The organism is Azotobacter armeniacus (assembly GCF_054779355.1).
This window is the reverse complement of sequence record NZ_BAAGYK010000040.1, coordinates 18,166-30,571: the sequence shown is the minus strand read 5'-3', so window position 1 is coordinate 30,571 and position 12,406 is coordinate 18,166. Positions and strand designations below refer to the sequence as shown.

At 67.2% G+C, this 12,406-nt stretch carries 11 protein-coding genes; 1 reads left to right on the top strand and 10 read right to left on the bottom strand.

What is annotated here, in order from left to right; genetic code table 11:
- Positions 1–3: 3 nt before the first annotated feature.
- Genes ACYVD0_RS09430 through ACYVD0_RS09385 form a run of 10 tightly spaced genes read right to left on the bottom strand, consistent with a single transcriptional unit; the run spans position 4 to position 11,120 of the window.
- Positions 4–1,155, bottom strand: coding sequence for a glycosyltransferase family 2 protein (locus tag ACYVD0_RS09430; RefSeq protein ID WP_460426586.1), 1,152 nt, complete (start codon positions 1,153–1,155; stop codon positions 4–6).
- The gene (locus ACYVD0_RS09425; protein WP_460426585.1) at positions 1,148–2,113 is read right to left on the bottom strand and encodes a glycosyltransferase family protein; all 966 of its coding nucleotides are present in this window, start codon (positions 2,111–2,113) and stop codon (positions 1,148–1,150) included. The genes ACYVD0_RS09430 and ACYVD0_RS09425 overlap by 8 nt, the downstream gene beginning before the upstream one ends.
- The gene (locus tag ACYVD0_RS09420; protein ID WP_460426584.1) at positions 2,110–3,501 is read right to left on the bottom strand and encodes an O-antigen ligase family protein; all 1,392 of its coding nucleotides are present in this window, start codon (positions 3,499–3,501) and stop codon (positions 2,110–2,112) included. Before ACYVD0_RS09420 ends, ACYVD0_RS09425 begins: the two co-directional genes overlap by 4 nt.
- 4 nt (positions 3,502–3,505) lie before the next feature.
- Complete coding sequence (locus tag ACYVD0_RS09415) at positions 3,506–4,618, bottom strand: glycosyltransferase family 4 protein (protein WP_460426583.1); 1,113 nt, start codon at positions 4,616–4,618, stop codon at positions 3,506–3,508.
- Positions 4,591–6,171, bottom strand: a complete 1,581-nt coding sequence (locus ACYVD0_RS09410; protein ID WP_460426582.1) for a GumC family protein — start codon at positions 6,169–6,171, stop codon at positions 4,591–4,593. The genes ACYVD0_RS09415 and ACYVD0_RS09410 overlap by 28 nt, the downstream gene beginning before the upstream one ends.
- 2 nt (positions 6,172–6,173) lie before the next feature.
- Complete coding sequence (locus ACYVD0_RS09405) at positions 6,174–7,178, bottom strand: polysaccharide biosynthesis/export family protein (protein ID WP_460426581.1); 1,005 nt, start codon at positions 7,176–7,178, stop codon at positions 6,174–6,176.
- A 32-nt stretch (positions 7,179–7,210) separates the two neighbouring features.
- The gene (locus ACYVD0_RS09400) at positions 7,211–7,882 is read right to left on the bottom strand and encodes a CpsD/CapB family tyrosine-protein kinase (protein WP_460426580.1); all 672 of its coding nucleotides are present in this window, start codon (positions 7,880–7,882) and stop codon (positions 7,211–7,213) included.
- A gap of 43 nt (positions 7,883–7,925) precedes the next feature.
- Positions 7,926–8,693: a sugar transferase gene (locus ACYVD0_RS09395; RefSeq protein WP_460426579.1), complete on the bottom strand. Its 768-nt coding sequence runs from the start codon at positions 8,691–8,693 to the stop codon at positions 7,926–7,928.
- Positions 8,650–9,771: an NAD-dependent epimerase gene (locus tag ACYVD0_RS09390; protein WP_460426578.1), complete on the bottom strand. Its 1,122-nt coding sequence runs from the start codon at positions 9,769–9,771 to the stop codon at positions 8,650–8,652. Before ACYVD0_RS09390 ends, ACYVD0_RS09395 begins: the two co-directional genes overlap by 44 nt.
- A complete protein-coding gene (locus tag ACYVD0_RS09385; protein ID WP_460426577.1) occupies positions 9,768–11,120 on the bottom strand; it encodes a UDP-glucose dehydrogenase family protein in 1,353 nt (450 codons plus the stop codon). Before ACYVD0_RS09385 ends, ACYVD0_RS09390 begins: the two co-directional genes overlap by 4 nt.
- A 366-nt stretch (positions 11,121–11,486) precedes the next feature.
- On the opposite strand from ACYVD0_RS09385, the gene hslO reads away from it, so the two are divergent.
- Positions 11,487–12,380: an Hsp33 family molecular chaperone HslO gene (gene hslO, locus ACYVD0_RS09380; protein ID WP_460426576.1), complete on the top strand. Its 894-nt coding sequence runs from the start codon at positions 11,487–11,489 to the stop codon at positions 12,378–12,380.
- Positions 12,381–12,406 lie beyond the last annotated feature (26 nt).

Genomic DNA, 12,406 nt, shown 5'->3' with positions numbered 1-12,406 from the left:
TCCTTATCGATTCTGTTGTGGATTCCAGTGCTGATAGCTTTGCCCGCTGAGGAACTGCCAGATGCCAGCGCTTATCGCTGCCAAGGTCACCAGTACGTAGGCGGCCAGGTGGAAGGGTTTCGGCAGGCGCTGGCGCTGGCCGAGCAGGCCGATCAGCGCCAGCTCGTAGCCAGCGAGCTGGGCGATCAGGGCTAGGCGGTAGAAGTCGCCGGCGTTCCACAGCCCGACATTGCTCAGCAGCAGGGGAATCAGCAGGACGGGCGCGAGCCGGCGGACGAGCTTGTGAGTGAACAGGCCGAGGGCAAGCAGGCCGTGGCGTCGCGGGTCGAGCAGCTCGCGCCGGCGTGCCAGGCTGCGCAGGCCCCGGGTAGTGATCCGGCAGCGGCGGCGGAACTGGTTATCGGCACTCTCCACGCCGAGGTCGGTGACCCGGGCGGCTTCCGCGAAGACGATGCGCTGTCCGGCCACCGGCGCGCAGGTGGTCAGGAAGAAGTCGTCGGTGACATCCGTCGGCACCGTCTGGAACAAGCTTCGGCGCAGGGTCTGCAGGCCGCCGTCGGCTGAGGCCAGGCAGCCGGCGCGGCTTTCCAGGCGGCGCAGCCAGGACTCGTAGCCGTGATACAGTCGGTCGCCGATGGCCAGCGCCTTGCCCGCGGCGGGGATGGTTACGTTGCCGACGGTGGCGCCGACCCGCGGATCGGCGAAAGGCGCGACCAGCTGGCGCAGGGTGTCGCCGGTCCACAGGGTGTCGGCATCGCTGAACACCAGGATCTCGCCGTCGGCCACCGCTACCGCGCTGTTCAGTGCCCCGGCCTTGCCGCTGCGCGGCAGGTCCAGCACCCGTATGTCGTCACCGGCATGGGCCTGGGCGACCTGCCGGGCCAGCGCCACGGTGGCGTCGCCGGAGCCGTCGCTGGCGACGATGATCTGCCGTAGCTCGCGCGGGTAGGCGTCGTCCAGCAGCGAGTGCAACTTGGCCTCGATGTGCAGCTCTTCGTTGTAGGCGGCGACAATCACGCTGACCCGCGGCAGCCGTTTCAGCTCGATGGGTTGCACCGCGGGCTGGAACCGGGCGTGCACGGCCAGCAGGGCGGGGTAGCCCAGGTAGGCGAAGAGCGGCAGGAACAGGCACAGCCAGAAGATCGCTTCAGCCACGGGAAGGCCTCCGTGCAGTCAGATCGATCAGCCCCATCAGCAGGGCGATGCCGGCGACGTGCAGGCGCAGCCAATGCAGCACCGCGAGGCGCATCGCCAGCAGTGGGCGCTGCCTGGTGTAGCGATGGCGCAGGCTCAGCAGGCCGGCCGGCAGCCAGCCCAGCACGAAGGCGCCGAGGGCGACGGCCGGCTGGTCGAGCAACAGGCAGAGCAGCGCCAGCGCGTCGAGCGCCCAGTGCCCGGCCGCCAGCAGTGGGAAGCGCAGCAGACGCAGGCTGGCGCGGTCCTTGCGTAGTAGCTGTGCCTGGCTGTTCTGCCGCCAGAGCTCCTTGCCCAGCCATTCGCCCCAGCTGCCTTCGAAGCCCCAGTTCAGTACCGTCGGCCGGGGTAGGCTGAGCAGGCGCGCGCCGGCCTGGTCGAGACGCAGGCCGAGGTCCTTGTCCTCGCCGCTGCGCAGGCTTTCATCGAAGCCGCCGACTCGCTCGAACCACTCTCGCTCCAGGCACAGGTTGGCGGTCGGCAACCAGTCCAGCAGCGCCGGCCGGTCGCGCTCGGCGGCCAGCCGCTGCAGCCAGGCGCGGGCGTACCAAGGGGCCTGGGGGGGCGCCTGGTGGACCAGGCCGAGCACGTCGGCACGGTCCTCGTCGCGTACCGCACGCCAGGTGGTCAGCCAGTCCGGGGGCACCTCCATGTCTGCGTCGAGGAAGGCCAGGCAGTCGCCGCTGGCCGCCGCGGCGCCACGGTTGCGCAGGGCGCCGATGCTCACCCCGGGACAGTCCAGCACCTGCGCGCCGAGGCGGCGGGCCAGGTCCTGGCTGCCGTCGCGGGAGCCGTTGTCCGGGACGATCAGTTCATATTCGAGGCCGGCGTGTTCGGCGGCGCGGCGCGCGGCTTCGAGGGTGCGGCCGAGGCGCTCGGCCTCGTCGAGGGTCGGAACGATGATGGAGATTCGCTTCATGACTGTGCTCCGGCGGAGTCGTCGTCGGCCTGCAGGCGCAACAGGCTGGCTATCCCGAGCATCACCCAGAGGTACTTGTGGCTCGGCACGCTGAGGAAGAACAGGAAGCAGCCGAGCGCCAGACACGACAGGCCGAAATGGGTGGCCAGCGCCGCCCGTTCGGGATCGCCGCGGTTCAGCCAGTGGCGGCGGGCGACTTGGCAGTTGCGCAGGCTGAGCAGCAGCAGGCCGGCGAACAGCAGGCCACCGGGCAGGCCGACCTCGCTGAACATGCCCAGGTAGGTGTTGTGCGCTTCGCGGAACAGCTCTTCCGGCTGCGGCCGGTTGGCGAAGGCGATGGCGTAGCCGGTCTTGGCGAATTGCAGGGGGAAGGTGCCGGGGCCGCTGCCGAGCAGCGGGTGTTCGGCGATTATCTGGCTGCCTACCACCAGGTAGGCGCTGCGCCGGGCCAGGGAGGGGTCGGCGTAGGCATTGACCCCGGACTTCAGGCTGGCGAGGACCTCCAGACGCTGGATGAAGCTTTCCGGCAGCAATGCGGGGCTCAGCGGCAGGCCGACCGCCAGGGCCAGGATCAGCCAGCCGAGGTGGCGGGTCAGCAGGTGTTTGACATGGTCGCGATAGTGCCAGGCGGCCATGGCGGCGGTCAGCAGCACCACCAGCAGGCCGGAGCGCGAGCCGGTGCGGCCGAGGCCGGCCAGCAGCAGCACCAGCTGCGCCAGCCAGAACAGCCGCTGCGGCCAGCGCGGCGCGCGCACCACCAGCAGCAGTGCGAGCGGGAAGGCGACGCTGATCAGCAGGGCGAAGTAGTTGGGGTCAGCGAGCAGGCCGATGGCCCGGCTGGCCGGCTGGTGGCTGGTGGAGACCAGGGCGACCACGCAGGTGCTGGCCACCGACAGCACCACCACGCGGGCCAGCGTCGGCAGGTCGAGGTCGCGGCCGAACAGCACGCTGAGGACGAACAGCACCAGGCCGACGGCGAATTGGCGCAGGTGCTGCAGCGACAGGCCGAGGTGGCTGCTGAACGCCAGGCTGAGCAGGTAGCAGGCGAGAAAGGCCGAGAGCACTGGCCACAGGCTGCTGCGCAGGCGCTGTGCCGGCAGCTGGCGCAGCAGCAGCTGCAGCCCGGCGATGGCGATCAATGCCAGGCCGAGCAGCTTGTTCAGGGGGAGGCCGCCGCCCTCGCTACCGCCGGCGGCAGTGGGGCTGAACAGGCCCTCGAAGGGCACCAGGGCGACCATCACCAGCAGGCCCCAGACCGGGTGGCGGTAGAGCGCGGCCAGAACGACAAAGGCGGGAAGCGCCAACGGTGCCAGATAGGGATAGGGGCTGGCCAGCAGCAGCAGGCAGGCCAGGCCGAGTATCAGAACCAGGGGCAGAACCAGGGGCATCGCATCATCCTCCGACCGCGTTGCGGTACAGCTGACGCCATTGCTCGGCCTGGGCTGGCAGATGGTAGTGGTGGAGCTGGGCGAGCCTGGCCTGTTCGGTCAGCGCCCGGCGCAGCGCCTTGTCGAGCAGCAGGCGCCCGACCTGCAAGGTCAGCCCGATGATTTCGCCGGGTGGGCTGAGCAGGCCGGAAACCTCGTGGTCGAGCACGTCGGGAATGCCGCCCACGGCGAAGGCGGCCACCGGCACGCCGGCCTGCATGGCTTCCAGCAGGACCATCGGCGTGCCTTCGCTGCGCGAGCTGATGACCAGCACGTCGAGGGCGCGCAGCCAGGCCGGCAGGTCCGTCCGGTAGCCGGGCAGGGCGATGCGCTCCCGCAGCCCGGCGGTGTCGATGGACTGCTGCAGGGCGTCGCGCTGCGGCCCCTCGCCGAGCAGCACGGCGTGCAGGCGGGGATCGCGGCGGCACAGCGCGATGGCCAGCTCGACGAACAGATCCGGTCCCTTTTCCTCACTGAGGCGCCCAATGAAGCCGATCAGAGGTGCGGCGGGGGCCGCAGGCGGACGCAGGTAGACGACTTCGGGGGCGGGCGGCAGGCCGTTGGGCAGCACGTGCAGCTTGCCGGCGCCCACGCCGGCCTGGCGGTGCTGGTGGGCGATGCTGTCGGCCACGCAGACCACCGCGCGTACCTGCGGGGTACGGCACAGCCGCAGGCTGAGCCAGGTGTAGAAGCGCTGCTTGCGGCTGCGCGGGGTGAAACCGTGCTGGGTGACGATCAGCGGCAGGCCGAGGCACAACGCGCTCAGCCAGCCGTAGACCAGGCCCTTGAAGCCGTGGCCGTTGAGCAGCGTCGGCCGCTCGTCCGGGTGCCCCAGCTGGCGCAGCAGGCTGCCCAGGCCGGTGCAGCGGGTCAGCTCCACGCCGGCCTCGCGAAAACGCCGGGCCAGCGGCTCCGGGCCGTCGATGAGGAGCACCCGATGCTCGCCGGGGGCGTACTGGCAATGTTCCAGGAGCATCCGCTCGAGGCCGTAGAAGCCGCTGCTGCTGAGCAGGTGGGCGATCCGCAGCGGCGCCTCCTTCTGGCGGGCGCTCAGTCGCTGGCCCAGTGTCGAATCCATGGCAGGCTCCCGGGTTTGTGTGGATTGGGTAGGGCGGTGGGCTGCTCGGCATTGATGGTCATCAGTACGGGTAGGCCGAGCTGCTGCTGCAACTGATCGGGATGCTTGAAGCGATGGTCGAAGAACTCGCGGATGTAGCCCACGGCGATGGCCAGCAGCAGGGCGGTGAGCAGGCCGAGGGGGATGATCTGCAAGGGCTTGGGAAAGCTCGCCTCGGTGGGCTCGAAGGGACGGCTGAGGACCTTGGCATTGGACAGGCCGCCATCCAGCAGGCTGCGGCTGCGGCTTTCCTCGTAGCGCTGGGTGTAGGTGAAGAAGGCCTGGTGCAGGGCCTCGATCTCGGTGTTGAGCTGGCGCAGGCTGCTCTGCGCGTCCTGCAGTTCGCGGATGCGGCCCTGGTACTCCTCGATCCGCGCGGTCTTCTGGGCGATCACCCCGGAGATGATGTCCAGCTCCTTGCGGCGCTCGCTGATGCGATTGCCGATCACCTGGAGGAACTGCTGGCGGGTCCGGCTGATCTGCGCATAGAGGTTCCGCATCGGCGCGCTGTTCGGGTGGTAGATGTCGGTCTCGGCGCCGTATTGGCCGATCTGGTCGATCAGCCGGTCGCCCAGCTGGCGGATCTCGCGGTCCTCGAAGGCGGCGTTGTTGATGGTGCTGGCGAAGGTGTAGGGAAAGCTGTAGTTGGTCAGCCTGGCCTTGCGGGCCACGGCCAGGCTGTTCTGCAGGTAGTCGACCCAGCGCTGGCTCTCCAGCAGGCGGTCGCGGTAGTGGTTGAGGGCCTGCTCTTCCTGGTTGATGGCGTTGAGGCGGAAGGTGATTTCCTCGTCGGGCTTGGCCGAGTGGATCCGCCCGAGTAGGGCCTGCCGCTGGCCTTCGAGACCGCTCAGCTGGTCCTGGTACTGGGTCTTTTTCTGTTCGTAGAAGGCTTCCGGCAGGTCGTTGGAGTGCAGGGCGTGACGCCGCATCAGGTAGGTGTCGAGCAGGCGGTTGACGAGCAGGGTGCCGAGGGCCGGCTCGCCGGCCCGGTAGTGTACGGCGATGACATTGGAGCCGGGCAGTGGGACGATCTCGAGATCCGCCAGGGTGGCCAGGGTCAGCTCGTCCAGGCGGCTGTCGCGGGGCGGCTCGACCGCGAAGCCGAGGGCGTTGCGCAGGGGGGCGATCAGGTAGTCGCGCAGCGGGTTGAGCAGCAGCCGCCGCAGCAGGCCTTCCTCTTCGGCGAAGTGGCCCTCCTGGCGCAGCTTGTCGAGGGTTTCCCGGATCAGTTCGGGCGAGCGCAGGATGCTGCTTTCGGTTTCCATGTCGGCCAGGGTCGGCGGCAGGAACTTGTCGGTTTCCTGCTGCAGGGTGGCGCTGTTGGCCTCGGTCTGCGCCACCTTCTTCGACTGCACCATGACTTCCGCGGTGATGTCGAACGACTGGCTGAGCAGCAGCGGCAGCAGCAGGGCGAAGGCGGCGAAGGCGAGGAACACCCGCTTGATCAGCCGTCGGTTGGTGTACAGCGTGGAGAAAAATATATACAGGTGGTTTTCACGCTTGAGGATGTTCATCGCTAGTCGTTCTCATCCTTGTTGTCGACCTGATAGGAGAAGCCGAAGTTGAAGCCGCTGAAGAGCATCAAGTCCGCCAGTTGGCGGACGGTGTCGCCAGCGCTGGTGAGGCCGCTGCGCGGCACGAAGAGCAGGTCGTCCGGCTGCAGGTAGGCCACGCTGTCGGCGTTGTTCTTGAGCAGCTCCTCGATGTCGTAGGTGCGCGACACCACCTGGTCGCCCTGGCGGTGCAGGACCAGCACCGATTCCAGGTTGGCGGTGACGGGGTTGTGCCCGCGCGCCAGGGTCAGCGCCTCGAGCACCGAGATCGGTCGGCGCACGGGATAGGCGCCGGGCTGGATGACCTCGCCCAGCACGTACACCTCGTTGGCGGCGGTGGCCTTGAGCAGCACGTCGACCTGGATCGGTCCCACTTCCTTGAGGTAGCGCTCGTTCAGCTGCCGTTCGAGCTCGTCGCGGCTCATGCCGACGAGCTGCATGCTGCCGAGCATCGGGAAGGTGGCGCGGCCGTCGGCGCCGACGGTGATTTCCCGGCTCATCCCGCTGTTCGGGCTGAACAGGGTGTCGCGCAGGTGTTGCGCGCGGGTCTGCGCCTTGGCCACGGAGACGGTGATCAGCGGCGTGCGGAGGGTCTCCTGGTAGCGCTCGATCATCAGCGCCTGGGCTTCCTCGACGGTCAGCCCGGCGACCTTCAGGCTGCCGACGTACTCCAGGTTGACGGTGCCGTCGGGCATCACCGTCTTGATGCCGGTCAGGCCCTTGGCAGTGGCGAACTGGATCTCCAGCTGGTCGCCGGACTGAATGCGGTAGGCGCTGGGCGAGTCCATCTCGATGTGGAAGATCACGTCGAGCACGTCCTGCGGGCGCAGCACCTGGGTCACCGGGATCAGTTCGCTCTGCGTGGCCTGCTCCTCGGGGGCGGTGAGGATATATGCAGGAATCGAGCGTTGGCTGCTGCAGCCGGCCAGGGCCAGGAGGGCGAGCAGGGAAAATATTGACTTCTTCATGGTGGCATACGTCCTGTAAGTGTGATCCGTGATCAAAGAAGCTTGTAGAGCCACTTCGGCATATAGAACTTGCGGGCGTTGAACACGCTGCCCAGCAGCTTGGCGTTGGCCTGCCGCAGGCGCTGCACGGCGGCTTGGGCGACTTCCCAGCGGGTCTCTTCGGCGCGGACCACCAGCACCACGCCGTCGGCCATGGCGGCCAGGGTCAGGCCGCTGGTGCCGCTGTAGACGGCCTCGGCGTCGATCACCACGAAACGGTAGCGGACGGCCAGGCAGTCCAGCAGGTACTGCAGGTCTTCGGCGGTGAAGCGGCCGACTGCCTGCGAAGGCTGGCCGAGCGGCAGCAGGTCGAAGGGCAGCTCGGGATGGCGCTGGATGCAGTGCCTGAACTTGCCCTCGGGGTGCGGGCTGTTCAGCAGCTCGAACAGGCCCGCGTCGGCCGCCATGCCCAGGCGCGAGCTGAGGCCGGTGGCCGACGGGCTGGCATCGACCAGCAGGAGCTTGCCCTTGGCCGAGTGGGCCAGTTGCCTGGCCATGCTCAGGGCGCTGGTGGTGGTGCCGCAGCCGCTGGTCGGGGCGATCAGCAGCAGGGTTCGGCAGGTCTGGTCGAGTATCGTGGTCGCCAGGTTGACTTCGCTGGGGCTGAGAACGCGCTGGTCCTGCTCCAGCAATAGCGTGGTTTGCTCGGAACGGAGCATGGTCATGGGGCTGACTCCTGATGCGTGCGCTGCCTCGGGGAATGAAGGTTCAGCTGGCGCCGTGGCCGTAGAAGACTTCGATGGGGGTTTTCACGAGGATCCACAGGTCCAGCAGGGGACCCTGTCGGCGGATGTAGGTCATGTCGAGCTCGACCCGGTTGTCGAAGTCGACGTCGCTGCGTCCGGAGATCTGCCAGAGGCCGGTCATGCCCGGATAGATGCTCAGCCGGCTGAGATGGTGCTCGTGGTAGCGGCTGGCGTTGAACGAGGTGGGCCGCGGGCCGACCAGGCGCATCTCGCCGCGCATCACGTTGATCAGGTTGGGCAGCTCGTCCAGGCTGGTGCGGCGCAGCCAGCGGCCGATCGGGGTCACCCGCGGGTCGGCGTCGATCTTGAAGTCGATGGAGTTGGGGCCGTGCTTGTTCAGGTGGCGCAGCGACTCCTTCAGGGCCTCGGCATCGGCCACCATGCTGCGGAATTTGAACATGCCGAAGCGGCGCCCGCGAAAGCCGGTGCGCTGCTGGACGAACAGCACGGGGCCCGGACTGCCCAGCTTGATCAGCAGGGCGATGCCCAGGAGCAGGGGGGAGAGCAGGAGCAGCAGAAGCAGGGCGGCGAGCGCCTCGCTGAAGCGCTTGGTGCGGGACAGGGTCCAGGGGCAACCGCCCTGGCGTTTGCTGAGCCAGCCGCGGTTGTGTATCCAGAGTGCATTCTGGATCTTCTCTCGTTGCGAGGGGTTGGTGCGTTTTTCCTTGAGGCTGTACTGTCCGTCCTTAGCGAAGCTTGGCTGTTGGAATGAGTTTTCCGGGGCATTCATTGCGCATTACCTCATGCGACAGTTCCCCGTTCGCGGCGGCGGATGAGGTCGCCGCGGCATCGGGGCTGCCGATCCTGTAGTAGTGGCAAAACCAGGCGACGAAGCGCGCGAGGCCTTCTTCGAGGCTTACCTGGGGCTGAAAGCCGATGTCCCGTTGCAATTCCGAGACGTCGGCATAAGTGTCGAGCACGTCCCCGGGCTGCAAAGGCAGCAATTCTCGCAGGGCCTTGCGGCCCAGATGCCTTTCCAAGGTATCGATGTAGTGGGTGAGGGCGATCGGTCGATGCCCGCCGATGTTGTACAGGCGCCAAGGCGCCATGCTGCTTTCCGCCCGGGGCCGTTCATGGTCCCAGAGCGGATCGGGCTGGGGCGGCTGCGGTAGAAGCCGCACCAGACCTTCGACGATATCGTCGATGTAGGTGAAATCGCGCCGGTGCCGGCCATGGTTGAACAGGCGCAGCGGTCGCCCTTCGACGATGGCTTGGGCGAACTGGATCGGCGACATGTCCGGCCGGCCCCAGGGGCCGTAGACGGTGAAGAAGCGCAGGCCGGTGGCGGGAATGTCGAACAGGTGGCTGTAGCTGTGTGCTATCAGTTCGTTGGCCTTCTTGCTCGCGGCGTACAGCGACAGTGGGTGGTCGACGTTGTCCTGCACCGAATAGGGGGTGTGTTGGTTGGCGCCGTACACCGAGCTGGACGAGGCGTAGATCAGATGCTGCACCGGCTGCTGGCGGCAGCCTTCGAGAATGTTCAGGAAGCCTGTCAGGTTGCTCTGCACATAGGCGTGCGGATCGCTCAGCGAGTGGCGCACGCCGGCCTGGGCGGCCAGATGCACCACAGCCTCTGGGCGCTGTTGGGCGAACAGTTCGGCGATGCCGGCGGCATCGCCGAGATCCAGCCGCCACAGCGGAAAGTCGCCGGCTTCGTGGCGCACCCAGCGCACTCGGTCTTCCTTCAGGGCCGGGTCGTAGTACTCGTTGAAGTTGTCCAGGCCGATGACCTGATGGCCGTCGAGCAGCAGTCGGCGCACGCAGTGGGCACCGATGAAGCCGGCGGCGCCGGTGACCAGGATCTTCATTGCACCCCCGTCTGTGGATCGACGTGCGGCAGGCCGATGCCCAGGTAGCGCAGGCCGGCGGCGGCCATCTGCAGGGGGCTGTAGAGGTTGCGCCCGTCGATGACCAGGCGGTCGCGCAGCTTGTGCGCGAGCAGTTCGAAGTCGACCACCCGGAAGGCCTTCCACTCGGTGCAGATGACCAGCGCATCGGCGTCTTGCAGGGTGTCGTCGCGGGTGGCGCAGAGTAGCAGGTCGTCGCGGTAGCCATACAGGCGCCGGCACTCGGACATGGCCTCGGGGTCGAAGGCGCGCACCGTCGCGCCTTCGCGCCACAGCGCCTCCATCAGGGAGCGGCTGGGTGCCTCGCGCATGTCGTCGGTATTCGGCTTGAAGGCCAGCCCCCAGAGGGCGATGGACTTGCCGGCCAGTCCTGCGGGGTAGAGCCTCTGCAGCTTATGGAACAGCACCAGGCGCTGCGCCTCATTCACCTCCTGGACGCTCTGCAGCAGGCGCAGTGGCTGGCCGCTGGCGGTGGCGATGTGCAGCAGGGCGCGCAGATCCTTGGGAAAGCAGGAGCCGCCGAAGCCGCAGCCGGGGTAGATGAAGTGATAGCCGATGCGCGGATCGGAGCCGATGCCCCGGCGTACCGCCTCGATGTCGGCGCCCAGGCGTTCGGCCAGGTTAGCCAGCTCGTTCATCAGGCTGATACGCGTGGCCAGCATGGCGTTGGCCGCGTACTTGGTCAGTTCTGCGCTGCGGTTGTCCATGAAGATCAGCTTGTCGCGGTTGCGACAGAAGGGCGCGTAGAGTTCGGCAAGCTGGGCGTGGGCCAGCTCGTCGTCGCTGCCAACGATGATGCGGTCGGGACGGATGCAGTCGTTGACCGCGCTGCCCTCCTTGAGGAATTCCGGATTGGAGACTACCCGGACCGCGAGCTGGCCCTTGCCCAGGCGATCGAGCTCGGCACGGGCGACCGCCTCCACCTGTCTGGCCGTACCCACCGGCACGGTGGACTTGATCACCAGGGTGCGGTCGGTCTGCATGTGGCTGGCGATCTCGCGGGTCACCCCCAGCACGTGCTGCAGGTCGGCGGAGCCGTCCTCGTCGGACGGGGTGCCGACGGCGATGAAGATCAGCTGGCCGTGGATCACCGCATCGCTGGCCTGGGTACTGAAGGACAACCGGCCTTCGCGCAGGTTGTCGTCAATCATGGCGGAAAGGCCGGGCTCCTGGATGGGCGGTACCGCCCGCTGCAGCTGCTTGATCTTCAGTTCATCGATGTCGACGCAGAGAACGCGGTGGCCGACGTCGGCCAGAGCGGCGGCTTGAACCAGCCCGACATATCCGGTACCGAAAACGCTCACGTCCATGTTGGCGTGCCTCGTTGAGGAGAATGCGTTGATGGTGATACAGGTATAGGCGGTCGGGCGAGGACACTGTCAAGCAAGGGGATTGCTGTCCAATTGGCACTGTTGTAGCGCCATAATGATGGCCATCCGGATCCTGTAACTTATTCAATTCCTTATATTTTTAAGAACGGTTTGAGTATTGGTTAGGAGCGGGAAATTATCATTTGGGCCCGACGAGTGGTACCGTATGGGCAGGATAAGTATTGCCGAAAAATTTGGAGGATTCGGGCTTTTTTCCTAGAATTTTCCTGCGAGTCGACCGTATGGCGGTTTTTCGACTCCATGGACTGGCTGTATGCCAGCTCTGTTCCTCGCATGGCAGCCGATATGCCCGATTTCGATTTCACCCAACGCTTTCTCTTTGACGACACCGACGTTCGCGGTGAACTGGCCGACCTGCGCGGCAGCTATGCCGAGGTCCTGGCCAAGCACCCCTATCCCGAACCGGTCGCCCAACTGCTCGGCGAAATGCTCGCCGCCGCCGCGCTGCTGGCCGGCACCCTCAAGTTCGACGGCTTGCTGGTGCTGCAGGCCCGCTCTGCAGGGGCCGTGCCCCTGCTCATGGTGGAGTGCTCCAGCGACCGTGAGGTCCGCGGCATCGCCCGCTATCACGCCGAGCAGGTATCCGCCGGCGCCGGGCTGTGCGAGCTGATGCCCGAGGGCCTGCTGACCCTGACCGTCGATCCCGCCCAAGGGCAGCGCTACCAGGGCATCGTGGCCCTGCAGGGCGACAGCCTGGCGGACTGCCTGTCCAGCTATTTCGCCAGTTCGGAACAGCTGCCGACGCGCTTCTGGCTCAATGCCGACGGCCGCCGCGCCCGTGGTTTCCTGCTTCAGCAACTGCCCGGCGACCGCCTGAAGGATGCCGAGGCGCGCGCGGCCAGCTGGGAGCACCTGGTCACCCTGGCCGATACCCTGACCGCCGAGGAGCTGCTCGGGCTGGACAACGAAACCCTGCTGCGCCGCCTCTATCACCAGGAGGCCGTGCGTTTGTTCGAGCCGCTGCTGTTGCGCTTTTGCTGCAGCTGTTCGCGCGAGCGCTCGGCCAACGCCCTGTCCAGTCTGGGGCATGAAGATGCCGAGCAGCTGCTGCGTGAGCGCAGTGGTCTGGTGGTGGTCGATTGCCAGTTCTGCAACCAGCGCTACGAGTTCGATGCTACCGACATCGCCCAGCTGTTCGCCGGCGGCGGCAGCGAGGCGCCCTCGGCGACCCGGCATTGACTGGTCTGCGGGCCGGGAGCCGCCGG